The 25,071-nt window shown below is 71.0% G+C and carries 22 protein-coding genes and 3 tRNA genes; 11 read left to right on the top strand and 14 right to left on the bottom strand.

All coding sequences use genetic code 11. The annotated features are described in order from the left end of the window. Positions 1-19: 19 nt before the first annotated feature. From B118_RS0115090 to B118_RS0115080, 3 genes are all read right to left on the bottom strand, one after another. A tRNA-Val gene (locus B118_RS0115090) sits at positions 20-94 on the bottom strand. A gap of 12 nt (positions 95-106) precedes the next feature. Continuing rightward, positions 107-177, bottom strand: a tRNA-Cys gene (locus B118_RS0115085). Between the two features lie 34 nt (positions 178-211). Beyond that, positions 212-284: transfer RNA gene (locus B118_RS0115080), tRNA-Gly, on the bottom strand. Between the two features lie 271 nt (positions 285-555). On the opposite strand from B118_RS0115080, the gene B118_RS0115075 reads away from it, so the two are divergent. The 3 genes from B118_RS0115075 to B118_RS0115065 all read left to right on the top strand — a co-directional run bounded on the left by B118_RS0115075 (position 556) and on the right by B118_RS0115065 (position 3,123). Beyond that, positions 556-1,158, top strand: a complete 603-nt coding sequence (locus B118_RS0115075; RefSeq protein ID WP_018220463.1) for a TetR/AcrR family transcriptional regulator — start codon at positions 556-558, stop codon at positions 1,156-1,158. A gap of 101 nt (positions 1,159-1,259) precedes the next feature. Further along, positions 1,260-1,928, top strand: coding sequence for a class I SAM-dependent methyltransferase (locus tag B118_RS0115070; RefSeq protein WP_018828362.1), 669 nt, complete (start codon positions 1,260-1,262; stop codon positions 1,926-1,928). 1 nt (position 1,929) lies between these two features. Further along, on the top strand, positions 1,930-3,123 hold the full coding sequence (locus B118_RS0115065) for a cytochrome P450 (protein ID WP_028192981.1): 1,194 nt from the start codon (positions 1,930-1,932) through the stop codon (positions 3,121-3,123). 60 nt (positions 3,124-3,183) lie between these two features. On the opposite strand, the gene bioD is transcribed toward B118_RS0115065, so the two are convergent. Next, a complete protein-coding gene (gene bioD / locus B118_RS0115060) occupies positions 3,184-3,924 on the bottom strand; it encodes a dethiobiotin synthase (RefSeq protein ID WP_018828360.1) in 741 nt (246 codons plus the stop codon). After that, entirely contained in the window at positions 3,912-5,048 is a 1,137-nt protein-coding gene (locus B118_RS0115055; protein ID WP_027645943.1) for an 8-amino-7-oxononanoate synthase, read from the bottom strand. Before B118_RS0115055 ends, bioD begins: the two co-directional genes overlap by 13 nt. Before the next feature lie 184 nt (positions 5,049-5,232). On the opposite strand from B118_RS0115055, the gene bioB reads away from it, so the two are divergent. The 4 genes from bioB to B118_RS33665 all read left to right on the top strand — a co-directional run bounded on the left by bioB (position 5,233) and on the right by B118_RS33665 (position 9,727). After that, on the top strand, positions 5,233-6,228 hold the full coding sequence (bioB, locus tag B118_RS0115050; protein ID WP_018220468.1) for a biotin synthase BioB: 996 nt from the start codon (positions 5,233-5,235) through the stop codon (positions 6,226-6,228). 11 nt (positions 6,229-6,239) lie between these two features. Next, on the top strand, positions 6,240-6,491 hold the full coding sequence (bsaP, locus tag B118_RS0115045; RefSeq protein ID WP_033669771.1) for a biotin synthase auxiliary protein BsaP: 252 nt from the start codon (positions 6,240-6,242) through the stop codon (positions 6,489-6,491). A gap of 257 nt (positions 6,492-6,748) precedes the next feature. Beyond that, positions 6,749-8,320: an aldehyde dehydrogenase family protein gene (locus B118_RS0115040; protein ID WP_018220470.1), complete on the top strand. Its 1,572-nt coding sequence runs from the start codon at positions 6,749-6,751 to the stop codon at positions 8,318-8,320. A 498-nt stretch (positions 8,321-8,818) separates the two neighbouring features. Further along, on the top strand, positions 8,819-9,727 hold the full coding sequence (locus B118_RS33665) for a hypothetical protein (protein WP_080678060.1): 909 nt from the start codon (positions 8,819-8,821) through the stop codon (positions 9,725-9,727). Between the two features lie 116 nt (positions 9,728-9,843). On the opposite strand, the gene B118_RS0115030 is transcribed toward B118_RS33665, so the two are convergent. Continuing rightward, a complete protein-coding gene (locus tag B118_RS0115030; RefSeq protein ID WP_018220473.1) occupies positions 9,844-10,113 on the bottom strand; it encodes a hypothetical protein in 270 nt (89 codons plus the stop codon). 185 nt (positions 10,114-10,298) lie between these two features. Next, positions 10,299-10,919 (bottom strand): GNAT family N-acetyltransferase, encoded by a 621-nt coding sequence (locus B118_RS0115025; protein WP_026274444.1) that lies wholly within the window; start codon positions 10,917-10,919, stop codon positions 10,299-10,301. Between the two features lie 201 nt (positions 10,920-11,120). On the opposite strand from B118_RS0115025, the gene B118_RS0115020 reads away from it, so the two are divergent. After that, positions 11,121-12,191, top strand: a complete 1,071-nt coding sequence (locus B118_RS0115020; RefSeq protein WP_018220475.1) for a phosphotransferase family protein — start codon at positions 11,121-11,123, stop codon at positions 12,189-12,191. Then, a complete protein-coding gene (locus tag B118_RS0115015; RefSeq protein ID WP_018220476.1) occupies positions 12,191-13,402 on the top strand; it encodes an acyl-CoA dehydrogenase family protein in 1,212 nt (403 codons plus the stop codon). Before B118_RS0115020 ends, B118_RS0115015 begins: the two co-directional genes overlap by 1 nt. Before the next feature lie 136 nt (positions 13,403-13,538). Here B118_RS0115015 and B118_RS0115010 read toward each other — a convergent pair whose 3' ends face one another. The 6 genes from B118_RS0115010 to B118_RS0114985 all read right to left on the bottom strand — a co-directional run bounded on the left by B118_RS0115010 (position 13,539) and on the right by B118_RS0114985 (position 20,241). Continuing rightward, the gene (locus B118_RS0115010; RefSeq protein ID WP_018811628.1) at positions 13,539-14,585 is read right to left on the bottom strand and encodes a LacI family DNA-binding transcriptional regulator; all 1,047 of its coding nucleotides are present in this window, start codon (positions 14,583-14,585) and stop codon (positions 13,539-13,541) included. Positions 14,586-14,660: 75 nt separating this feature from the next. Continuing rightward, a complete protein-coding gene (locus tag B118_RS0115005) occupies positions 14,661-16,097 on the bottom strand; it encodes a GH1 family beta-glucosidase (protein ID WP_028192980.1) in 1,437 nt (478 codons plus the stop codon). Next, on the bottom strand, positions 16,094-16,936 hold the full coding sequence (locus B118_RS0115000; protein WP_018220479.1) for a carbohydrate ABC transporter permease: 843 nt from the start codon (positions 16,934-16,936) through the stop codon (positions 16,094-16,096). The genes B118_RS0115005 and B118_RS0115000 overlap by 4 nt, the downstream gene beginning before the upstream one ends. A gap of 10 nt (positions 16,937-16,946) precedes the next feature. Further along, a complete protein-coding gene (locus B118_RS0114995; RefSeq protein ID WP_028192979.1) occupies positions 16,947-17,915 on the bottom strand; it encodes a carbohydrate ABC transporter permease in 969 nt (322 codons plus the stop codon). Between the two features lie 225 nt (positions 17,916-18,140). Beyond that, positions 18,141-19,427 (bottom strand): ABC transporter substrate-binding protein, encoded by a 1,287-nt coding sequence (locus B118_RS0114990; RefSeq protein ID WP_018811632.1) that lies wholly within the window; start codon positions 19,425-19,427, stop codon positions 18,141-18,143. A 268-nt stretch (positions 19,428-19,695) separates the two neighbouring features. Then, a complete protein-coding gene (locus tag B118_RS0114985; RefSeq protein ID WP_018220482.1) occupies positions 19,696-20,241 on the bottom strand; it encodes a plasmid pRiA4b ORF-3 family protein in 546 nt (181 codons plus the stop codon). Positions 20,242-20,391: 150 nt separating this feature from the next. On the opposite strand from B118_RS0114985, the gene B118_RS0114980 reads away from it, so the two are divergent. Next, positions 20,392-21,138, top strand: coding sequence for a pyrimidine reductase family protein (locus B118_RS0114980; protein WP_028192978.1), 747 nt, complete (start codon positions 20,392-20,394; stop codon positions 21,136-21,138). 197 nt (positions 21,139-21,335) lie between these two features. Here B118_RS0114980 and B118_RS0114975 read toward each other — a convergent pair whose 3' ends face one another. Continuing rightward, positions 21,336-23,021 (bottom strand): alpha/beta fold hydrolase, encoded by a 1,686-nt coding sequence (locus B118_RS0114975; RefSeq protein ID WP_028192977.1) that lies wholly within the window; start codon positions 23,019-23,021, stop codon positions 21,336-21,338. Between the two features lie 305 nt (positions 23,022-23,326). On the opposite strand from B118_RS0114975, the gene B118_RS0114970 reads away from it, so the two are divergent. Beyond that, positions 23,327-25,069 carry an ATP-binding protein gene (locus B118_RS0114970; protein WP_018811635.1) on the top strand — a complete coding sequence of 581 codons (1,743 nt, stop codon included), beginning with the start codon at positions 23,327-23,329 and terminating at the stop codon, positions 25,067-25,069. Positions 25,070-25,071 lie beyond the last annotated feature (2 nt).

Raw genomic sequence — 25,071 nt, 5'->3', positions numbered from 1 at the left:
GCGTCGGGCCCGACTCAACTGGTGGGCGATACTGGGTTTGAACCAGTGACCTCTTCCGTGTCAAGGAAGCGCGCTCCCACTGCGCCAATCGCCCTCGATAATGCTGAGGTGGGGACGGGATTTGAACCCGCGTACACGGCTTTGCAGGCCGTTGCCTCGCCTCTCGGCCACCCCACCGGGTTGCCCCCGGTCACACGTGGCGGCATCTCCGAGCGGACGACGGGATTCGAACCCGCGACCCTCACCTTGGCAAGGTGATGCGCTACCAGCTGCGCTACGTCCGCACGTCCCGGCTTCCCGGTGACGGATGAGAACTTTAGCCGAGTCGGCGAGCAGTTGCCAACTCGCCCCCCTCGGCGCGCCCCCGTCACATCTCGCAGGGCCAGGACCCACCCGGGACCGGTCGAGCCGCACCACCGCAGTGCCCCGTGGTGCAGCACCGAAGCGCACGCGGAGCAGCACCCGAGAGAACTGTCCTACTTCCGACTACGGTGGGGCGAATTCACCCTGGGTGGTAACAGCTCGTACCCGTTCGGGTGCACTACGGTAGCGGTCGTGACGAGACGTGCGGCCGAGGTCCGCCTGGATGCCCTGCTGCGCACCGCCTGCGACGTGATCGTGGAACGCGGGTTGGCGAACACCCGCACCGCGGACGTGGCCCAGGCGGCCGGGGTGAGTCAGGCACTGGTCTTCTACCATTTCGCCACCAAGGATCGGCTACTCGCCGAGGCGTTCGCGTACGCCGTCGAGCAGGATCTGGCCCGGCTGGACGCGGTGCTGCGCTCCAGCGCCCCGCCGCTGGCCAAGCTCCGCCGACTGGTGCGGCTCTACACCCCCGCCGGCCGCCCCACGTCGTGGGCAATGTGGATCGACGGCTGGGCCGAGTCGTTGCGTACCCCGGAGTTGGAGAAGACCTCCCGCCGGCTGGACCTGCGCTGGCGGCAGGACCTGGCGACGGTGATCGCGGACGGGGTAGCCGACCACACCTTCGAGTGCGCCGATCCGGCTGGCGCCGCGTGGCGGATCAGTGCCGTGATGGACGGTCTCGCCGTTCAGCTCGCGGTGCACGACCGGGTGATCTCCCGACGCCAGTTCACCGAGTGGGTACGCCTGGTGACCGCCCGGGAGCTTGGACTCGACCCGGCGCAGCTGGACTGAACGCGGACGGAGCGGGCCGACGCGGGACCCGAGTCGACGCAGCGGAGGATGAGCCGGACCGGGCCGCGACCCCGGCGGTCCGGCTGCGGGAGAATCACTCGGTGTCCGAACTCGCCAGCGCCTTCGTCCGACTGCACGCCCGTCTCGCGCCGGTCCCCTTCGTCCCCGAGGTGCGACTCCACCAGGCCGACGACGCGGTCGGGCTCTGGGAACTGACCGAGGGTGAGTTCCGCAGCGACCAGCCACCCCCCTTCTGGGCCTTCGCCTGGGCCGGTGGGCAGGCCGTCGCCCGATACGTCACCGACCATCCGGACCTGGTCGCCGGTCGGCGGGTACTCGACCTCGCCGCCGGTTCGGGGCTGGTGGCCATCGCCGCGGCCCGGGCCGGCGCCACCGCCGTCCGCGCGGTCGAGGTCGACCCGCTGGCCGTCGCCGCCGTCGCCGTCAACGCCGAGGCCAACGGGGTACGCCTCGACGCCGAGTTGGCCGACATCCTCGACGGCGACGCGGGCGACGCCGAGGTCGTACTCGCCGGAGACGTGTTCTACAGCGCGGCGATGGCGCGGCGGATGCTTCGCTTCCTGCTCACCGCCGCCCGCGCGGGGGCCACGGTGTTGGTCGGCGACCCGGAACGCGCGTTCCTGCCCCGCGACCGCTTCGACCCGCTGGCCAGCTACGAGGTGCCGGTGCCCGAGACGTTGGAGAGCGTACGCGTGAAGCGTGCCACGGTGTGGCGGCTCCGGGCCGGGCTGCCCGGAACGGCCCGCTAGCGTGTCCGCCGTGCTGTTCCGGAGCTGGACGAAGACCGCCGGCACCCACTGGCCGGCCGTCACCCGGGTGGCTGACCAGCAGGGCACCGAACACCTGGTGGTGACCGAGCACGCGCTGGTGCGGCAGGTGCTCACCGACCAGGTGACCTACCGTCCGGACAATGCCCTGGACGCCGTCACCCCGATCCCGGTAGCTGCCCTGCGGGTGCTCGCCGGACACCGCTTCCGCCTCCCCCCAACCCTGGCCAACAACGGTGGCGTGAGCCACCCGGCGATCCGCGCTCTCGTCGCCGACGCACTCCACCCGGCGAAGGTCGCCGCCCAACGGCCCTGGCTGACCGAGCTGGTGGCGGAGCGGGTAGCCGCGATCCGCGCCACTCTCGACTCTGGTGGCTCCGCCGATCTGCACGCCGAGCTCAGCGCCGACCTACCGCTGCTGGTCCTGGCCCGCCTGGTCGAGCTCCCGGACGCCCCGGTCTCCGCGGTGAAGCAGTTCGCCCGTGCGGCGTTGGAGTTGTTCTGGGCCCCGCTGGACGCCGACCGCCAGCTGGCCCTGGCCGACGAGGTCGGCCGGTTCCACCAGGTGCTGCGGGAGTTCGCGGACACCGGCGGTGGGCTGGCCGCCGCCCTGCGGGCCACCGGACACCCGCCGGATGTGCTCGTCGGGGCGCTGTTCTTCCTACTGGTAGCCGGCCAGGAGACCACGTCGCAGTTCCTCACCCTGCTTTTGCACCGGCTGGCCGGCGAGCCGACGGTTCGCGCCGCGCTGCGGGACGGCAGCGTCTCGGTGCCGAACGTGGTCGAGGAGGGGCTGCGGCTGGAGCCACCGATCGTCACCTGGCGTCGGGTCGCCGCCGTGGACAGCACGCTGGGCGGGACCGCCGTGCCGGCGGGCACCAGCGTGCTGCTGTGGCTGGCCCGGGCCGGCCGTGACCCGGCCGTCGTGTCGGCGCCCGACGAGTTCCGGCCCGGCCAACAGGGGTCGCGCCGGCATTTGGCCTTCGGGGCGGGCGCCCACCGTTGCCTCGGCGACCAATTGGCGCGGATGGAGGCGGCGGTGGTGGTCGAACAGGTCTCCCCGCTACTCGACGGGGTAACCGTGGTGCGCGCTCCGTGGTATCCGGACAACCTCACCTTCCGGATGCCCGACGCCTTCGTGATCCGCCGCGGACCAGCCGGCGCAGCGGAGCGCTGACGCCACCTAGCCCAGCGGCAGTGGCCAGCAGCCGGCTCAGCGGAGCAGTGGCCAGCCCGCTCAGCGGACCTCCTCGGCCCAGGCCCGCCAGTCGTCGAGCACCCCGTACAGCGCCGGGGTGAGCCATCCCGGCGCGGACCGCCGGAACACGCCCGGATCGATCGCCCCGGCCCCGGCCGGCAACGCCCCGACCAGGTACGGCACCAGGTCGCTCAGGTTCGCCCAGTGGACCAGTTCCGGCTCGGCCGGCCAGGCACCGAGCAGCACCCCCGCCGGCACCGCCCGGCGTCCCAACGCCTCCAGGGTGAGCGCGGTGTGGTTGAGGGTGCCCAGACCGGCCCGCGCCACCACCACGGCCGGGCAGCCCAGCGACACCGCGAGATCGGCCATCGTCCACGGCTCACCCGACGGGCGTAGCCCCATCGGCACGAGCAGTCCGCCGGCCCCCTCGACCAGGACCAGGTCGTGCTTGTCGGCCTCCGCGCGGACGGCGTCAACCGCCGTGTACAGCTCCAGTGGCGGCAACTCGGCGACCCGGGCCGCGGCCAGCGGGGCCAGCGGATCGGGGAAGTTCGCCAGCGTCCGCCCGGTCAACGGCGCGGCGAGCCGGGTGACTTCGTCGATGTCGACCGGGTCGCCGGTGGCCGTACCAGTCTGGCCTGGCTTGACCACCGCGACCCGTAGCCCGGCGGCCTGCGCCGCCGCGGTGACCGCCGCGGTCGCCACGGTCTTGCCGACCCCGGTGTCGGTGCCGGTCACCAGTACCGGCCCCCGCCACGGCGTCGCACTCACGGCGCGCACTCCACGATGACCTCCAGGGCCCGCTCGAAGTCCGCCCGGGGGACACCGACGTTGACGGTCAGCCGGAGCCGGGAGCGGCTGTCCGGGGTGGAGGGGGGACGGAAGCAACCGACCGCGACGCCCCGGTCCCGGCAGTCGGTGGCCCAGGCGATGGCCGCCTCCGGTCCGGGGGCGGTCACCGACACGACGGCCCCCTTCGGCGCCGACCCGGTCAGCCCGGCAGCTCGCAACCGCCGAACGGCGTACGCAACCCGGTCGCCGAGCTCCACCCGCAGCTGCTCGCCCCTCCAGGCGAGCCCCACGGCGGCCCGTACCCCGGCCGCCACCGCCGGCGGCGGGGCGGTGTCGAAGATGAACGTCCGCCCGGTCTCGACCAGGTGCCGGACAAACTCCGCCGGAGCGGCGACGACACCGCCGGCTCCACCCAACGCTTTGGAGAGGGTCGCGGTGATGATCACGTCGGGTTCCCCGGCCAGACCGGCCGCGGTCGCTCCCCCGGCACCACCGGGCCCGACCACGCCGAGCCCGTGGGCGTCGTCAACCAGCAGCAACGCGTTGTGCTCCCGGGCCACCGTGTGCAGCTCGGCAAGAGGAGCGAGGTCCCCGTCAACCGAGAACACCGACTCGGTCACCACCACCGCCGGGCGACCCGGCGCGGCGGCGAGCGCGGCCCGGACCGCGTCCACGTCGGCGTGCGGGGTCACCATGGTCTCGGCACCGGAGATCCGACACCCGTCGATCAGCGACGCGTGGTTGTGCGCATCGGAGACCAGGAGCGTCCGCGGTCGCACCAGGCCTCGGACCGCGCCGACGTTGGCCAGGTAGCCGGAGGAGAAGAGCAGGGCGCGTTCGGCCCCGAGCCAACCGGCGAGGTCCTCTTCGAGAGCGTGGTGCGGTGCGGTGGAGCCGCGCACCAGCCGGGACCCGGTGGCGCCCAGCCCGTACTCGTCGAGCGCCGCGCTGGCCGCCGCGGTCACCGCGGGGTGTCTCGACAGACCGAGGTAGTCGTTGCCGGCCAGGTCAACGATGTCGTCGGCGGCGGCCCGGGGGCGGAGGGTGCGGGTCAGCCCCGCCTTGGCGCGCAGCTCGGCTCGGCGGTCCAGGGCCGCAAGCCAGTCCGACACCGCCGCTCCTTCCCCGGCTCCCGCTCGCCGGGCGCCTTCGCCGGGGCGAACGTACCACCTGGCCGGACCCCGCTCCGGCGTGCCGCGCGCCAGCCCCGGCGCGCCGCGCTCCGGTCCCGCTGGTGGTTGGCCCGCGCCGCACCGGGCGCCCCTTCCCACGGCGGCGGCCTTGTAGGGTACGGCCATGCCAGAGATCCTCGACCAGGCCCGCACCCAGGTACTGGAGAACGGCGTCGGCCTCGACGAGGCCGGCGTCCTCGCCGTGCTGAACCTCCCCGACGAGCACCTGCCCGCCGCTCTCCAGCTCGCGCACGAGGTACGCATGCGCTGGTGTGGGCCGGAGGTCGAGGTCGAGGGAATCGTCTCGCTGAAGACCGGCGGCTGTCCGGAAGACTGTCACTTCTGCTCGCAGTCCGGCCTGTTCACCTCGCCGGTCCGCGCGGTGTGGCTGGACATTCCGTCGCTTGTGGAGGCCGCGAAGCAGACCGCGAAGACCGGCGCGACCGAGTTCTGCATCGTGGCCGCCGTGCGCGGCCCGGACGACCGGCTGATGCGGCAGCTACGGGAGGGCGTCGCCGCGATCCAGGCGGAGGTCGACATCCAGGTGGCGGCCTCGGTCGGCATGCTCACCCAGGAGCAGGTCGACGAGCTGGTCGAGATGGGCGTACACCGCTACAACCACAATCTGGAAACCTGCCGTTCGTACTTCCCGAACGTGGTCACCACCCACTCCTGGGAGGAGCGCTGGGAGACGCTGCGGATGGTCCGCGAGTCCGGCATGGAGGTGTGCTGCGGCGGCATCCTCGGCCTCGGGGAGAGCGTTGAGCAGCGCGCCGAGTTCGCCGCCCAGCTCGCCGAGCTGGACCCGCACGAGGTCCCGCTGAACTTCCTCAACCCGCGGCCCGGCACCCCGCTCGGGGACCGCTCGGTGGTCGAGGGGAAGGACGCGCTGCGCGCCATCGCCGCGTTCCGGCTCGCCATGCCCCGCACGATCCTCCGGTACGCCGGCGGTCGCGAGCTCACGCTCGGCGATCTGGGTACCCGCAGCGGCCTGCTCGGCGGCATCAACGCGGTGATCGTCGGCAACTACCTGACCACGCTGGGTCGCCCGGCCACCACGGACCTGGAGCTGCTCCAGGACCTGAAGATGCCGGTCAAGGCGCTCTCCGCGACGCTGTGAGCCCGGCCGGGATGAGTGGCGACACGACGGGACCGGCCCCGCTTGGTACGTCGACAGGGTTCGGCGGCCCGGCGGGGGCCGGCGCCTCCTGGTGCGACCGGTGCGGCACGCCGACCGGCGAGGGGGACCACACCGCCTGCCGGGCCGCCCGGCAACTGGAGCCACCCCGCTACTGCGGGCACTGCCGGCGACGGATGAAGGTGCAGGTGCTGCCGGTCGGTTGGGCGGCGGTCTGTGTCGAGCACGGCGAGACACGGGCCTAGGCCACGGCGAGGCACGGGCCTGACCACGTCCGGAGATTCCTCACAATATTTATGATTTTCGATTTAGTCTGGTTATTCGGCCAGGTCAGGACGGTGACAGGGCGACTCGACAACCGCTGAACAAGCGGACCGGAGCCAGCCCGCCGTCCTGACATACGAACGTACTGTTGCCGCCCCCACTCGCGACGGGCGACAGTACGCCACACCAGCGGTGCCATCGACGCCGCCGCTCCCCGGACAACCCTGAGGAGAACGCGATGGCTCTACGACTCGCCGACGGGACCGCCTGGTCCGAGGTCCTCGACCGCGCGGTGGCCGCCGCCCCCGAAGCCTTTTCCGCCCCGACCGACGGCCTCCGAACGCTGCACAACCTGATCGAGGGCGACTGGCGAACGGTCGGCACCCCGGCCACCGTCCGCACGCCGGTCGACAACACCGCCCTGGTCCGCCTCCCCCGACTGGACGCGACGGCCGCCCGGGCCGCGGTCGCCCACGCCGCCGCCGTCCACCGGGACTGGGCCGACACCCCGCTCGCCGACCGGAAGGCGCGGGTCGTCGAGGCCCTGGACGCCCTGACCGCCCACCGCGACCTCCTCGCCCTCCTGCTCGTCTGGGAGATCGGCAAGCCGTGGCGGCTCGCCGCCGCCGACGTCGACCGGGCCCTGGACGGGGTCCGGTGGTACGTCGACGAGATCGACCGGATGCTCGCCGACGGCCGGGAACCACTTCCCGGGCCGGTGAGCAACATCGCCTCGTGGAACTACCCGATGAGCGTCCTGGTCCACGCCGAACTGGTGCAACTCCTCGCCGGAAACGCCGTGATCGCCAAGACCCCGTCGCAGGGGGGCGCGGTCTGCCTCACCGTCGCGCACGCGTTGCTGCACCGCGCCGGCCTGCCCGCCACGCTGATCTCCGGCAGCGGCGAGGAGCTCTCCGAGGTGCTTGTCCGCGCCCCGGAGGTCGGCGCGGTGGCGTTCGTCGGCGGGCGCTCCAACGGCGGAAAGGTGGCGGCGGCGCTGCTGGACACCGACAAACGGCACTTCATCGAGCAGGAAGGGCTCAACGCCTGGGGGATCTGGGACTTCTCCCGATGGGATCAGCTCGCCGCGCACCTGAAGAAGGGCTTCGAGTACGGCAAGCAGCGCTGCACCGCCTACCCGCGCTTCGTCGTACAACGGAACCTGGTTGACCAGTTCCTCGACATGTACCTGCCGGTGGTGCGATCCGTACGGTTCGGACACCCGCTGGCCGTCGGCGACGGATGGTCCGCCGGTGACCCCCTGCCCGAACTGGACTTCGGGCCCCTGATCAGCGCCGCCAAGGCCGACGAACTGCGCCGCAAGGTCGACGAGGCGGTGCGGGGCGGGGCGGTCCCGCTACACCGGGGCCGGCTCGACGGGGCGCCGTTCCTCGACGGTCAGGACACCACCGCCTACGTGGCGCCGTCGGTACTGCTCGCGCCACCCGGTCGATCCCGGCTGATGCACGCCGAGCCGTTCGGTCCGGTCGACACGATCGTGGTGGTGGACACCACCGACGAACTCCTCGCCGCGATGAACGCCTCCAACGGCGCGCTGGTCGCCTCCCTCGCCTGCGACGATGAGGACGAGGCGGCGAAGCTCGCCATGGACGTGCAGGCGTTCAAGGTCGGCATCAACAAGCCCCGTTCCCGGGGCGACCGCCAGGAGCCGTTCGGTGGGCGGGGCGCCTCCTGGAAGGGCGCCTTCGTCGGTGGCGACCTGCTGGTCCAGGCGGTCACCGTCGGCGGCGCCGACGATCGCCTCTACGGCAACTTCCCGGACCGGACGGCGCTGCCGCCGAACGTCTGACGCTTCGACCGGCTCCGTCGGCAGACGAGCCGGCTCCGTCGCCTTGACAAAGCCGCGCCACGCGGACGGGCGGTGGATGGCCCCAACAGGGTGCCATCCACCGCCCCAACAGCATCAGTCGGCGCCCACCCCGACGCTGGCGCCCAGTCCGGCCACAGATGCTCGCGTACCACCTCCCACGAACCCGGCGCCCCGCTGGAGCGCCCACGTCTTCGGCCTACACCGACAACCGCCGCCGCGTCGGCCGCAGCTCACTACCCGGCCCGGCCCTCGTGCCCGGCGACCTCCCGCGACCCCACCGACGAGTCCCGGCCGATCAACGCCAAGCTGCTTGTACGCCAAGCCCTCGGTCAGAGCACGGGATATCTCTACAACACCCACGCACGGCCCCAAAGAGGGACAAAGCGGATAAGTTTCGCAAAACTACTGCATTGCGACAAATTGTCAGTTATGAAGGGTGGGAAGTTATTTCGGAATCAATCAGAGCCAAGGAGGGTCATGAATCGCCATCATCACCAGGGGCTGAGAGCAGGTCTGCTGGCGGGTCGCAAACGGTGGGTGGCCATTGGCGTCATGACACCACTCACCTTCGCGTTCGTCGGCCTGACCGCCCCCGCCTTCGGCCACGTCTGGGGCGGCGGCACGAGCACTAGCACGGTCGCCTACCCGGACGAGGAACGGGGATGGGACCAGGGCGACTGGGACCACGGACACTGGGACCGGGGCGGCTGGGGCCAGGAAGACTGGGACCGCGAATACTGGGACGACAAGTGTGGACACACATGCCCCTCCGGACCGCCCGGACCAACGGGCCCACCCGGCCCCACCGGCCCACCCGGCCCCACCGGCCCACCCGGACCCACCGGCCCACCCGGCCCCACCGGCCCACCCGGCCCCACCGGCCCACCCGGACCAACAGGCCCACCCGGCCCCACCGGCCCAACAGGCCCACCCGGACCCACCGGACCGCCCGGACCAACAGGCCCACCCGGCCCCACCGGCCCAACAGGCCCACCCGGACCCACCGGGCCACCCGGACCAACAGGCCCACCCGGACCAACAGGCCCACCCGGCCCCACCGGCCCACCCGGACCGTGTGCTGACATTGACAGCCTCGCCCCGTCCGCCTCCGAAGAGTTCAGTGCGGTGGTTTCGGATGGGGTCACCTACGCCGGCCGCAGAAGGCTCACGCCAGCACCGCCGGGGCCCTACACCTGGACCGACCTCAGCGGAAACGCCAACTATCCGGGAGAATCCGTCTGCGGGGTCGCCATCTCCGCCGCCGGCAATGACGCCTGGGTAAAGGTGCTGACCACCGATGGCGAGGTGTGGGAAACCGAATGCGCCACGCAGGGGCAGAACTTCACCTGCAACAACCCCTGGGTGCAGCTGACAACGCCGTCCTGAACGGAACAGCTCCCGGATAAGGAACGGTGGACGCACCGGTGATGGTGGTGGGTGACTTTTCGGGGTCACCCACCACCACTGACCCGCCACGACAGGCAGCGGGACGAACGAGCGCCTCAGCCTTCGCTCTTACTGGTACGCGACACCTCGTAGACCGGCTTCGCCCGCCGCCCCAGCAGCACACCGAGCCAGGGCCAGCGGGTCTCCAGGGCACGGGCGAGGGCATAGTAGACGGCGACGGCGACGGCGACCGCGCTGGTGGTCAACGCGGCGGAGGAGTCGGCGTCGAGGATGATTCCCGCTCTGGAGGCGAGCCAGGCCAGTACGGCACCGACAGCGACCGGGACAGCGGTGCGGATGACAGAGATCAGAAAATCATTGAACATAGGAGTGCCCCCTCGAGGTGTGAGGTGGTGCTCCTTTAACAATACGAGGGAATGCGTTCGGGTGCGCCACACAAAATCATCGCCATTTGCGCGCGGCGACACTCGAAACGCGAGTGGCTTGCCGTACAGCCCGAAAATGTCCTACAGCGACAGGAGCTGGATAGCGACAGCGGCCCAAATATCGATCACCGCATTATGGCGGAGAGGGCGAGCGGCGCCCTGGTCGGAGAGACGGCCGCGGTCAACGGCACCGTCAGGGTGAGCAGCGAGCCATCCCGGTCAGTCGTCGCCGGCCGCTCCAACCGGTCGACGGCCCGCAGCATCGGGGTGTTCTCCGCCTGGATGTGCAGACCCAGCGCGGCGTATCCACACCGCTCCGCCTGCCACACGAGCCGACGCAGCAGCGCCGATCCGAGCCCGCGGCGCTGCCAGTCGTCGCGTACCAGCAAGGCCACTTCGGCCGTGTCTCCCTCGCCGAGCAGATTGGCCATCGCCACCACCGGCGCGGTTGGCGAGTGGGAAACGGTCGGCGTGGCCAGCAGGGTGACCCCCCGAGCTGGCTCCAACAGCCGGCGCATCCGAGCCGGGGCGGGCCGAGCCGACCCACCGTGGTAGCGGCGGTTGCGGCTGCGCGCCGAACACCGCTCGTGCAGGTCGACCACGCCGGGCAGGTCGTCGCCGACCGCTGAGCGTACGCCCAGCTCAGTGCCGTCCGACAGGCCCAGGGCGACCGGGTCGGCCACCCCCCGAACCGCCCGACGGGTGGGCCGGTCCGCCACCAGAGTTTGTCTTCCCCGCCGTGTCATGCGCTACTCCCTTCCCCTGGTACGACCCTCCCCGACGGCTGTTGCGGAACCCGTAACCCAGGGTGACAGGTCGGTTTCGGAGCCGCGAAGGGGTCGTTTCCTGAGGTGGGCCGCCCCCACTGGGGACGGTCAACGCCCCGAAGCTCTCCTCGGCCGGATACCGGCCTTGACATCAGAAGTCAGCTGCCATCAACTGTTCGGATGACCGAGCCGGCCATCGACGATTCCGCACCGACCGGCTCCCCGCCGGGTCTGGACCTGGGCCGGCTCGCCGGCCACCTCGCCGAGCATCGGCCGGACCTGGGCGACGGGCCACTGAGCGCCCAGCTGATCGCCGGCGGCCGGTCCAACCTGACGTACCTGCTCGGGGCGGGCGGGCGGGCTTTCGTGCTGCGCCGGCCGCCGCTGGGCCACGTGCTGGCGACCGCACACGACATGGCGCGGGAGTTTCGGGTCATCTCGGCGCTCGCCCCGACCGAGGTGCCGGTGCCGAAGGCGCTGCTGCTCTGCACCGAACCGGAGGTGATCGGGGCGCCGTTCTATCTGATGGACCGCGTGCCCGGCACGGTGTTCCGCTCCCGGGCGCAGACCGACCCACTCCCCCGCGGGCAGCGACGGGAGCTGGCGATGGCGATGATGGACACCCTCGCCGCGCTACACACCGTGGACCCGGCGGACGTCGGCCTGGCCGACTTCGGCCGCCCGCGGGGTTTTCTCGCCCGCCAGGTCCGCCGCTGGTCCGGGCAGCTCGACAGCTCTCGGAGCCGGCCGCTGCCCGGCATCGACGAGCTACGCGACCGACTGGCCAGCACCGCTCCGGAGAGTTCCGGCCCGGGGCGGATCGTGCACGGCGACTACCGGCTGGACAACCTGCTCGCCACCGTCAGCCCAGTCGCTGTCCAGGCGGTGCTCGACTGGGAGATGGCCACCCTCGGTGACCCGCTGGCCGACCTGGGCCTCCTGCTGACCTACTGGGATGCGATGGGCGGTGCTGCGGTCCCGAGCAATCCCGTAGCCGACGGACTGGGGCCCCGGGCCGGCTTCCCCGCCGGTGCCGAGCTGATCGAGCGGTACGCCAGCCGCAGCGGGATCGATGTCGGCCCGCTGGACTGGCATGTGGCCCTGGGGTGCTTCAAACTCGCGGTGATCTGCGAGGGCATCCACTACCGGCACCGCCAGGGGCAGACCCTCGGCGCGGGCTTCGACCAGATCGGCGAGATGGTCGCTCCGCTGGTCGCGTACGGACTGACTGCCGTCTCGAGGAGGAGCTGATGGACTTCACCCACGACGCCCACACCGAACGGCTGCGCGCCGAGCTGACCGACTTCCTGGAGCAGCAGATCTACCCGGCCGAGGCGGTCTACGCCGAGCAGGTCGCGGCCGCCGCGGACCAGTGGGCTCGGCCGCCGGTGCTGGCCGAGTTGCGGGCGGCGGCCCGCCGGCGGGGCCTGTGGAATCTCTTCCTCCCCGATCCCCACCACGGCGCCGGGCTGACCAACCTGCAGTACGCTCCGCTCGCCGAGCTGACCGGCCGGAGTCCGCACCTCGCCCCGGAGGCGCTCAACTGTGCGGCACCGGACACCGGCAACATGGAGCTGCTCGCCGAGTTCGGCACCGAAACCCAGCGCCAGCAGTGGCTGCGCCCGCTGTTGGCGGCGGAGATCCGCTCGGCGTTCTGCATGACCGAGCCGGAGGTCGCCTCCTCCGACGCCACCAACATCGCCACCCGGATCATCCGCGACGGCGACCACTACGTGATCAACGGCCGCAAGTGGTGGTCGTCCGGCGCCATGGATCCGGCCTGTCAGATCTTCGTGGTGATGGGCCGGACCGACCCGTCGGCCGAACGGCACCGGCAGCAGAGCATGATCCTGGTCCCGCGGGACACACCGGGGGTCACCGTCCGGCGTGGGCTACATGTCTTCGGCTACCACGACGGTCCACACGGTGGCCATGCCGAGATCGACTTCGACGATGTCCGGGTACCGGTGGAGAACCTGATCGGCGCGGAGGGGGCCGGCTTCGCCATCGCCCAGGCCCGGCTCGGTCCCGGCCGGATCCACCACTGCATGCGGCTGGTCGGCATGGCGGAGCGAGCGCTGGAGTTGCTCTGCCGTCGTGCCCTCGACCGGGTGGCGTTCGGCCGGCCGATCGCCGAGCAGGGGGTGGTGCGGGAGTGGATCGCCGAGGCGCGGGTCCGCATCGAGCAGTCCCGGCTCCTGGTGCTGAAGACGGCCTGGCTGATGGACACGGTCGGTAACAGGGGCGCGCACGCCGAGATCCAGGCCATCAAGATCGACACACCATCGATGGCGGAGTGGGTGATCGACAAGGCCATCCAGGCGCACGGGGGTGCCGGCGTCAGCCAGGACACCCCGCTGGCGGCGCTCTGGGCCCAAGCCCGCACCCTACGCCTCGCCGACGGGCCGGACGAGGTCCACAAGGCCGCTCTGGCCCGTCGCGAACTCCGCCGCTACGCCTGAGTCGCCACACCCGGGTCGCTACACCTGAACCGCTGCGCCAGGCACCGGACGGACGCCGGCCGCCGAGCACCAGGCACCGGGTCACACCGAGGCCGCTCACGGCCAGCGACGGCTCCGGTGCAGGGCCCGGCGGCGGTCAGGTGCTGGCACGCTCGATCAACTCGGTGTCCAGGAGGATGTTCGTGGTGGCCAGGTGCTCGCCACGGATCCGGGACACCAACAACTGGGCCATCTGCCGTCCCATCTCCTCGATCGGCTGGAAGACCGTGGTCAGCGGCGGGTCCGACTGGCGGGCGATCGGCGCGTCGTCGAAGCCCACCACGGCCACGTCCTCGGGCACCCGCCGACCGGCCTCCCGCAACGCCCGGAGCGCACCGAACGCCATCAGGTCCGAGGCGGCGAAGACCGCATCCAGGTCCGGGCAGGCGGCCAGCAGTTGCCGCATCGCGGCCTCCCCGCTGTCCTCGCTGAAATCCCCGTACGCGATCAGGTCTGGTCTGCCCCCGCTCGGCGTCTCCGCGACCGCCTCCTGGTAGCCGGTCAGCCGCCCCAGGCCGGCGCCCATGTCCTGAGGGCCGGTGATGGTCGCGATCTGCCGCCGTCCCCGTCCGACGAGGTACTCCACCGCGCGCCGGGCCCCGCCGACGTTGTCCGCGTCCACGAGCCAGGCCGGCTCCGCGGCGGAGGGCAGCATCTGGGCTGGCCGACCCCCGAGCACGGTGGGCAGGCCCCGTTCTGCCAGCAGCGTGGGCAGCGGGTCGGCATCGTGCAGCGACAACAGTAGGACGCCGTCAACGTGCTGGTTGGTCAGGTGGTGCTCGACCCGCTCCCGCTCGCTCGGGGACTGGACCATGACGAGCCAGAGCTGGAACGGGGTCCCCAGCAGGCCGGAGCTGACGCCCCGGACGATGCCGGCGAAGAACGGCTCGGCGAACACCCGGTCCCCGGATTCTGACACCACCAGGGCGATCGAGTCGGTCCGCTGGGTAACGAGGGCGCGAGCGGCCCGGTTCGGCACGTACCCCAGTTCCGCGATCGCCCGCTGCACCGCGGCGCGGGCCTCGGGACTGACCTGGGGTGAACCGTTTACGACGCGGGAGACCGTGCCCCGGCCAACGCCGGCACGTGCGGCGACCGCATCGAGAGTCGGGCGCCCGAGCGAGCGGGTGCGCTGCGTTGTCATCGTCTGCTCCTCCGACGGCGGAAGGCCCCGGTGCCCACCGGTGGCACCGGGACCACCCGGATAGCTGGTTCGAGCCTATTCTGCAGCCAGACCGTTGCGTCGGATTGTCTCGGCGTACCACCGACCGCTGGCTTTCAGGGTGCGAGCCTGGCTGCGGTAGTCGACGTGGATCATGCCGAACCGCTTTGTGTAGCCCCAGGCCCACTCGAAGTTGTCCAGCAACGACCAGGCGAAATAGCCCCGCAGCGGGACACCCGCGGCGATCGCCTGGTGTGCGGCGCGCAGATGCGCGTCGAAGTAGGCGGTCCGGTCCGGGTCGTCCACCTGACCGTCAACGACCACGTCCACGAAGGCCGAACCGTTCTCGGTGATGTAGAGCGGCAGGTCGGTGTACTCCTCGTGCACCCGCCGCAACGTCTCGACCAGCCCCGGAGGGTCGATCTCCCAGTCCATGTCGGTGACCGGCATGCCCCGGGTGACGAAACGAACGCCTTCGCTGCCGGGCCAGCACGACGGTTTACGCCAGTACGGCTCCGGCGGGGCCGCTGCCGCCGGCGCGGCGACCACGTGCCGGCTGTAGTAGTTGATTCCGACCAGCTCCAGCGGGGCGGCGATGGCGGTCAGGTCCTCCGCGCGCACGTGCCCGAAGTCGGTGACCCGGCTGAGGTCGGAGATCAGATCCGCCGGGTACGACCCGCGCAGCAGTGGGTCGAGGAAGAACCGGTTCGCCAGCGCGTCGATCCGGCGTGCCGCGTCGGCGTCGCCGGGCGAGTCGGTGGCCGGGGTGACCGGGTACAGGTTGAGGGTCACCCCGACCTCGACGTCGGACCGGGCCGCTGCCCGCACTGCCGGGACGGCCAGCCCGTGGCCGAGTAGCAGGTGGTGACCGGCGCGCACCGCGTCGGCGGGATCGGACCGACCCGGGGCGTGCGCCCCGGAGCCGTACCCGAGGAAGGCCGAGCACCACGGCTCGTTGAGCGTGGTCCAGTACCGCACCCGGTCGCCGAGCGCGCCGGCGACCAGGGTGGCGTAGTCGGCGAACCGGGCGGCGGTGTCCCGGGCCGGCCAGCCGCCCGCGTCCTCCAGTGGCTGTGGCAGGTCCCAGTGGTAGAGCGTCAGCCACGGTTCGATGCCGTTGGCCAGCAGCTGGTCCACCAGCCGCCGGTAGAGGTCGAGTCCCTCCTGGTTGATCGGGCCGGTGCCGCCGGGCTGCACCCGGGGCCAGGAGACCGAGAACCGGTACGACTTCAGCCCCAGCTCGGCCATGAGGGCGACATCCCAGTCGAGCCGGTGGTAGTGGTCGCACGCCACGTCACCGGTGTGCCCGGCCACCACCCGCCCCGGGGTGTGGCTGAAGGTGTCCCAGATCGACGGCGTCCGGCCGCCGACGGCCGCCGCGCCCTCGACCTGGTAGGCCGCGGTGGCGGCGCCCCAGAGGAAGCCGGGCGGGAAGGTCAGCGGCGGGCGTTCGGCGAGAACGCGCGCGGCGGGTGGGCTCGCCGGATTACTCACGACTTGACGGCACCTTCCATGATCCCGCCGATGATCTGGCGGCCGAACAGGAGGAAGACGATGACCAGCGGCAGGGTGCCGACGGCGGTGGCGGCGAAGACCTGGGAGTAGTCGGTGTAGTACGCGTACGACAGGAAGGAGAGGGAGACCTGCAGCGTCGGGTTCTCCGGGGTCAGCACCGCGTACGGCCAGAGGAAGGAGTTCCAGGTCTCCATGAAGGTCAGCAACCCCAGGACACCGGCGGCCGGGCGCAGCGCGGGCAGCACGATGTTCCAGTAGATCCGCAGGGTGCTGGCGCCGTCGATCCGGCCGGCCTCGATCAGCTCGTCGGAGACCGCCTGGCTGGCGTACTGCCGCATCATGAAGACACCGAAGGCGGTAACCAGGAACGGCACGGTGACCGCGTAGAGCGTGTCGTACCACCCCAGCGTCTGCATCATGCCCCAGAGCGGGAGGATGCCCAGCTGGGTAGGGATCATCATCGTCACGATGATGGAGAGCAGCAGGACGTTGCGGCCCCGGAAGCGCAGCTTCGCGAAGGCGAAGCCGGCCAGCGAGCCGGTGAGGACCACCGACACGGTGACCACCGAGGCGACGATGATCGAGTTCATCATGCCGGTGAGGAAGTTGGCCGCCTCGTTGTCGAGCACTCGACCGAAGTTGTCGGTGAAGGCACCACCGGGGGTGACCGGCGGCGGCACGTCGTTGATCGAGTCCAGGGTTCGGGTACCGATCACGACCATGTAGTAGAAGGGGTAGATCGACAGTAGGGTCGCCAGGACGAGGGCCAGGTAGGTCAACGGGCTGGTGCGCCAGAGGCGCTTGGACGCGGAGATCATCGAGGGCTCCTCACTTGGCCGCGCGGCGGACGAGGACGAAGTTGAGCAGCGACATCAGGCCGATGACCATGAAGAGGGCCCAGGCGACAGCCGCCCCGTAACCGGCGCTGTTCAAATTCGTAATACCCATCTCGTACATGTACATGGCCAGGGTCTGGAATTCGCGCTGGGCGCCGCCGATGATGTTGCCGTTGGCGAAGAGCAGCGGCTCGGTGAAGAGCTGCATGCCGCCGATCGTGGAGAGGATGACCACGAAGATGAACGTCGGCCGGAGCAGCGGCAGGGTGATCCGCCAGAACTGCCGCCACTGGCCGGCGCCGTCGATCTCCGCCGCCTCGTAGAGGTCCCGGGGGATCGCCTGCATGCCGGCGAGCAGGATCAGGGTGTTGTAACCCGTCCACCGCCAGTTGACCATGGACGCGATCGCCGTCCAGGAGCTCCAGGTCTGCCCGTCCCAGTCGATCTGGTCGATCCCGACGAACCCGAGCAGCCAGTTGACCAGCCCATACTCCCGCTGGTACAGCATGCCGAAGACGATCGCGACCGCGGCGACCGAGACGACGTTCGGGATGAAGATGGCCATCCGGAAGAAGGTCTTGGCCCGCAGCAGGGTGCGGTTGAGCAGGTTCGCCAGAAAGAGCGCCAGCAACAGCTGCGGGACGGTCGACAGCGCGAAGATACCGAACGTGTTGATCAGCGCGTTCCAGAAGTACTCGTCGGAGAGCAGCCGGGTGTAGTTGTCCAACCCGATGAAGGTGCGATCGCCGATCAGGTCCCAGTCGTGCAGCGACATCCAGGCGGTACGCAGCATCGGATAGAGCCCGAAAATGCCGAAGACCAGAAAGAACGGCGCGATGTAGAGGTACGGCGAGTACCTGAGGTCCAGGCGGGCCAGGGAGAGCCGCCAGCGCTTGGGGGTGTCGCCGGGCGGGGGCGGTGCGGTGGGTGTCGGCGGGGCCGCGGTGGTCGAGTGGCTCATGTCAGCGCTCCGCTGCATTCCGTGCCGACCCGCGATGCTGGCAGGTCAGGTCGACCGGGGGCGGCTCGCTTGCGGTGGCTCATGGGGCTTCCTTTCCTGGCAGGGTTGGTGCCCTCGCGCGGGGGCGCGACGCACCGCGCAGTACCAGCAGGTGGCCGCACCCCGGTCCGGGATCCGACCGGTGGCGCCCGGAACGGTTTCCGAACGCCACCAGGTCGGATTCACTCAGAAGGCGCCCTGAGTCTGGGCATCCTTGGTGAACTGCTGCCAGGCCTCGTCCTCACTGGCCTGCCCGTTCTCGAACGCCCGCAGCGCCAGCCCGAAGGCGTTCTCCTTCACCGCCTGGTGCTTCGGCCCCAGGTGGATCGGCTCGATCTTGCTCACGCTCGCACCGAAGATCTTGCCGGTCGGGGCGTCGCTGAAGTACTCGTTGGTGTAGCTGAGGAACACCTCGTCCTGCAGCGCCTCCAGGTGGGTGGGGAGCGGTCCCTTGGCCTTGAAGGCCTCGACCTGGCTGGTGGCGCTGGTCAGGAACTCGGCGAGCTTCGCCGCCTCCTCGTGGTAGGAGCTCTGCGCCGGCACGGCCAGCCAGGAGCCGCCCCAGTTGCCGCCGCCGCCGGGCACCGCCGCCACGTCCCACTTGCCCTTGTTCGCCTCGCCGGAGTTCTCCGCGACGATGCCGAGCATCCAGGACGGGCAGAAGGTGGCCGCGAAACTGCCCCGCTTGAAGCCGGTGGACCACTCCGGTGACCAGGTGGCGGCCTTGGCGGAGATGTCAACCATCGAGATCGCGGTGTCCCAGGCCGCCTTCACCGCGGGGCTGGTGTCCGCGATGATGTTGTTCTCCTTGTCGTAGAAGAGGTCGTCACCCTGCTGGAAGAGCGACGCGTCGGAGACGGCGGTGATCGAGTCGATGAGGGCCTTGCCGCCGCTGCCCTCCTTGTACGCGCGGCCGGTCTCCAGGAAGCTGTCCCAGTCCGGCCAGAGCGCCGACACCGCATCCCGGTCGGTGGGTAGCCCGGCCGCCTCGAAGAGGTCCTTGCGGTAGCAGACGGCGAGGCTGCCGACGTCGGTCGGCAGGCCCATCAGCCGGCCGTCCGGTGCCTTGCCCAGCTCCCACTTCCAGGGCAGGTAGTCCTCGGAGTGGTCGTCGACCAGCGGGGCGAGATCCACCCAGTTGCGCGGGTTGGACTTGAACTCGTTGAGGATGCCCTCCTCCAGCGCGACCACGTCCCCCGCGCCCTTGCCGGTGGCCAGGTAGCGCACCAGCTTGGGCCGGTACTCGCCCAGCTGCGCGGTCTTGCGCAGCTCGATCTTGATGCCGGTGTCCTTCTCATACTGTTTGATGAGTTCTTCGTAGCCGAACTCGCCGAACGTATCGACGATCAGCTTGCTGGGCTTCTCGCCCGCCACCGGCTCGTCGTCGTTGCCGCAGGCCGCGAGGCCGCCGAGGGCGGTGATCGCGGCAAGGGCGCTGGCCGCCAGGCGGGAACGCCGCGTGGTGAGGCTCATCCTGACCCCTCTTTCGATGTGAGGCTGCGTCTGTCGTGATGGGGGATGCGGTACAGGACATCGACCGACGATAATGGATTCGACGACGGTCCGGAGTGGACAAATGAGCCGTACCACATGTCTGGGAACGCTCCCATGAGGTTGCCGGGAGGTGTCAGACGTGTCAATAGGCCGATGGGAGTGAATCCCGGATCGTTACCGCGCGCCCGCGAGCCCCGCCGCGAAATGACGCTCTTCCCGGATCAGCGACCCGAGGCGGCGGAATAGGTCAGCAGAATCGACGAAGCAGCGTGCCCGCCCGACCGGAATCGAAGACGGCCGGGTCAAAGCGGTCCCCTGCCCAGTCCCGCAACGTGTGATGCTCGGGATGGCCCGGATCAGCGAACGCGGCCAGCAGCTCCAGATAGCCGGCCGGACCACCGACATCCTCCGGCGGGCACGCCCGTTCCCCATCCAGACAGTCGGGATAGCGCTCACCCGGATCGGCCAGGAGGACGTCCTCCACCACCAGATCGTGCTCCCACCAGTTGCCGAAGTCGTAGGTGTAGTGGAACCGGCTACCCTTACCGACCACCGCGTCCAGCCGTACCTCCAACTCGTCGCGGAGCAACAGCTCGCCGTCCGGGTCGGGCTCCCCATACTGCTCACCGTCGACCTCGAACGAGTGCAGGTGGCAATCCCGCCAACCCATCGCGTGCTGCACCACCCGGTGCACCCGGTCGAGGGTGAAGCCGCCCGGGACCAGCACCCGGCGCCAGACCAGCGGCCGAACCCCGGCCAGAGAAATCCTCAGCTGGAAGATCTGACGCGGCATGCTATCCCGTCCTCCCGCAGCATAGGCTGCGACCATGATCTGCCGAGCGTGCCGGGCGAGGCGGCACGACGACTGTCGCGGCCAAAACTGGTGTGACTGCCAGCACCGTACCCTTCCGCCACCCCCTCCGGTCACCGGTCCGGCCAGCGAATGACCACCGAAACGCCGATTACCACCCTCTGGCCGGCGCCGTCCAGCATGCCGCTCGACGACTCCGCGCTCACCGCCTGCTACGGCCGGACCGATCGATCACGCCTGCGGGTGAACTTCGTCACCAGCGTGGACGGCGCGGTCACCGTTGACGGCTATTCGGCCGGGCTCTCCGGCGAGCCGGACAAGCGGGTCTTCCGCCTGCTGCGGATGCTCTGCGACGGTCTCGTGGTCGCCGGCGGCACGATGCGCCACGAGCGGTACCGGCCGCTCCGGCTGGACGAGCGACGCCGCGCCTGGCGCCGGGAGCACGGCCTACCGGAGTACCCGACCCTCGTCGTGGTCTCCGGCTCGGCCAACCTCGACCCGACCCATCCCGCCCTCGCCGACGCACCGGTACGCCCGATCGTGCTCACGCACGCCGCCGCCACCGCCCCACCGGGCCTGGCCGACGTCGCCGACCTCGTCGCTTGCGGCGACGACCGGGTGGACCTCGCCGCCGGCCTGGCCGAGCTACGTCGCCGCGGGCTCGACCAGCTGCTCTGCGAGGGCGGACCGCAACTTTTCGGCGCGCTCACCGCCGCCGACCTGGTGGACGAGGTCTGCCTGACCGTCGCCCCGCTGTTGGCCGGCGCCGGGCCGGGCCGGATCACCGCCGGGGAGGCCAGCCCGGTGCGGCACCTGCCGCTGCGGCACGTGCTCGCCGCCGCCGACGGCGGGCTGCTGCTTCGCTACGCCCGCGACTGACCCCCATCCCGCCCGCGGGCGCCACCCGGGGCGCGGGCGCCACCGGGCGGTGGTCGCCGTCGGCGACCACCGCGGTCAGCAACCGCGGACCTTTCGCGACGCGCTGTCGCGCCCGGAGCTATCTCGGCGCGGCGTCGCTATCTCGGCGCGGCGCCCGCGACGCCGGACCTATCGCGGCCCGGCGTCGCGGGCCGGACCTATCGCGGCCCGGCGTCGCGGGCCTCGCAGATCCGGCCGGTGAAGGCGGGGTCCGCCTCCCGCCCCGCCGACCACACCGGGTTGATCCGCAGAGCCAACGGCGGCGGCTGCCAGGCCGAGCCGATGCGCTGGAGCACCTCGTACTGCATCTCGGACCGCTGCACCGAATCGCCGGAGAGGAAGTCGAGCACCAGGTCCGCGACGTCGGCGCGGCCGACCAGCTCACCGTGGAACGCGGGCAGCTCGTACACCGGGATCCGGTGGTACTGACCGGGCGGTGCCTCGATCGCGGTGACCGTCGGCAGGAAGGCCACCATCCGCACCCCCGCCACCGGGCAGAGCGTACGGTTTCGGTAGAACGGGGCATCGGCCAGCAACGAGCGGATGAATTCCTGGTCCGGCACCTCGTCCGAGGTGTCGGTGAGGTTCCAGAGCGACTGCAGCACGCGCAGTTCCCAACCGGCCACCACGCCCCACCCCCGCCTGATCTCCGCCGGCGGGTAGTACACCCGGCCCGGCATCACCAGCGGGCTGAACAGCAGCACCGCCTCCACGTCCGTCATCGGCCACCGCTCCAGGTAGGTCCGGGCCACCATGGCCCCCTCACTGTGCCCGAGCAGGGCGATCGGCCGGTTGGTCCGCTCGTGCAGGATCTCGACCTGCTCCGCCAGCAGGGCCGCGCTGTCACCCAACGACCGGTGGGTGGCCACCGCCGTGTACGGCAACGGCCGGTTCTGTTCATCCAGTCCGAGGTAGGAGAACCGCTCCACCCGCGGATCCACCGCCGGTTCACCGTCGTACTCGGAGTCGTGCCCGCCGAGGGCGATCACCGCGTACGGGACCGAGTCCGGCAACGGCTCCGTCATGATCGGCGGTCGCCACCCGCCGCGCCCGCCCTGGGTCCGCTCGGCCGCCAGCGGCATCGCCGGGAAGCTGAGCAGGATGAGCGCCACCAACAGCGGCACCACCGGCACAATCCGGAAGCGAACCCGGCCGGGGGCCAGAACGGCGGCGACGCTCTTGCGCCAGAGCAGCGCGTTGAGCGCGCCACCGATGGCGGCCAACGGGATGCCCCACCAGATGGGCACCGCCGACAGCACCGCACCGACGATGGTGAGCACGGCGAAGTTCAGCCACGCCCAGCCCACCACCTTGAGCCGCGGCAGACCCCGCCACCAGTCCGCGGTCAGCCCGGCCCGCAGCAGGAACGGGGCGAACAGCAGCAACGGCAGCAGCGAGGCGATCAGATACCAGGAGAGCCCGGTCGTGGCGAAGGCCATCGCCAGTGCCACCCAGGGTGAGAGGAGCACCGCGGTCAGGATGGTGACCCAGATGTTGCGTCGCAGCAGCCAGCGCCACGACGGATGGGGGGCTCCCTCCGGCCAGGCCAGGTTCGCCATGACGGTGGTGAGGAGTCCCCGCAGCGCCGATATCCCCACCAAGGCGAGGAAGAACCCGGGGATGGTCCGGTGGTAGACGAACAGCCAGCGCAGCTCATGGAAGGTGCCGTACGGCCAGACCGCGCTCACCTGCGGGGACAGCCCGCGAACAGCCTGGAATCCGAGCACCGCAATGATCGTCGCCTCCACCGCCGGTAGCACCGCCGCCAGTGCGACCAGCGCCTTGAACCGACCGCGGGGCGTCCGCAGCCACTCCTCCCGCAGCCACCTCTCCCGCAGCTTCATCTGCTATAGCATCGCCCAGCTCCCGCCCGACTCGTGGGGAATTCGCCGACAGCTCCCCGGCCGCGACACCCGAGGCGCACCGCCCACCACAGCCGTCACACCCGTCACGCACCGCCCAATCCGCTCGTCTCGTGCACCGCCCATCGCGCACCGCCCAGCACGCCCGTCACGCACCGGCCCAGGGCGGAGGTGGGCGGCAGGCAGGGCGTGGTCTCCGCCGCGTCACGTGGCGGCCGGTCGTAGGTCTCGGGCAGGATGCAGGGCGTGTCTGCCGACCTCGCCCCCCAGCCCCACGGAGTGACCCGATGACCGACGACGCCGTGGATGGCCCGGGCGAGCTGGTCGGCCGGGTGCTCGGCACCGCCGACGCCACCCCGCTGCAGTTCTGGACGGCGGTCTCCCCCACCAGCTACTTGCAGCTCGACGACGTCGTGGCCACCCGCCGCGAGCTGCCGGACCGGGAGCCGGTGACGATCGCCGGGGTGGTCACCCAGGTGCGCGCCCGACACGAGGGCGCCCAGTTCGACTCCGACGTCTTCGCGATCGCCGACGGCATGCTCCCCGCCCAGGTGCAGGAGGCCGCCGAGATCACCACCACCCGGGTCGACCCGGAGCTCTACGTTCCGCCGTCGCCGGGCGCCGTCGTGCACCGGGCCGAGGGGGACGCCCGGGCCCGGGCGCTGCACTTCGACCGGATGGAGCGGCGGATCCCGATGGGCACCGGCCGCGACGGCGTGCCGGTCTACCTCAACGCCGACTTCCTCGACGGCACCCGGGGCGCGCACGTCTCCATCTCCGGTATCTCCGGCGTCGCCACCAAGACGAGCTTCGCCACCTTCCTGCTCTACTCGGTATTCCGCTCCGGTGTCCTCGGCGGGGACGCGGTCAACGCCAAGGCGTTGATCTTCAACGTCAAGGGCGAGGACCTGCTCTTCCTCGACCACCCCAACACCCGGCTGGACGAGTCCACCCGCACGGCGTACGCCCGGCTCGGTCTGGCGGCCGCGGCCTTCCCGGACGTACGGGTCCACGCTCCGCCCCGGGCCGGTGACGCCACCGGCACGCCGGATGTGAGCAGCCGGCTCAGCGGGGTGGACAGCTTCTACTGGACGCTCGACGAGTTCTGTGCCGACCGCCTCCTGCCGTACGTCTTCGCCGACGCCGACGACGAACGCCAGCAGTACACGATGGTGGTGCACTCGGTCACCGCCCACCTGGCCCGGTACGCGCAGCCCGCCGACGGCGGGGTGAGCATCGACGGGGTCCGCCTCGGCAGCTACGCCGACCTGGTCGATCACATCGTCGAGCAGCTCAACGACGACGAGACCCGGGGCGACTGGGCCGGCAGCGCGGTCGGCCTCGGCACCGTCAACGCCTTCGCCCGCCGGTTGATCGGCAGTAAGAAGGACCTGTCCCGGCTGATCCGGGGCGATCTGGCCACCCGGCGCCCGCACCGGATCAACACCGCCGAGTCGGCGCAGGTCACCGTGGTCGACCTGCACAACCTGCCGGACCGGGCGCAGCGGTTCGTGGTCGGGGTGACGCTCAAAAGTGAGTTCGAGCGCAAGGAGAAGACCGGCACGGCCAAGCCGCTGCTCTTCGTCGTCCTCGACGAGCTGAACAAGTACGCCCCCCGCGAGGGCTCCTCCCCGATCAAGGAGGTGCTGCTGGACATCGCCGAGCGGGGCCGCTCCCTCGGGGTGATCCTGGTCGGCGCGCAGCAGACCGCGAGCGAGGTGGAGCGGCGCATCGTCACCAACTCGGCGGTCCGGGTGGTGGGTCGGCTCGACCCGGCCGAGGCGTCCCGCCCCGAGTACGGGTTCCTCCCGCCGGCGCAACGGCAACGGGCGCTGCTGGCCAAACCGGGCACGATGTTCGTCAACCAGCCCGACATCCCGGTCCCCCTCTGCCTGGAGTTTCCGTTTCCCGCCTGGGCGACCCGGGTCGCGGAGGCGGGCGCGGTGCCCTCCCAGACACTCCGGTCGATCACTCAGTCGGCCGACCCGTTCGCCGTGGTGGGCTCCGGCGACGACGACATCCCGTTCTGAGG

This window comes from Salinispora pacifica CNR114, assembly GCF_000514775.1.
Lineage (GTDB): Bacteria > Actinomycetota > Actinomycetes > Mycobacteriales > Micromonosporaceae > Micromonospora > Micromonospora pacifica.
Note: the sequence above shows the minus strand (reverse complement) of the source record. Positions and strands in the feature narration are given on the sequence as shown.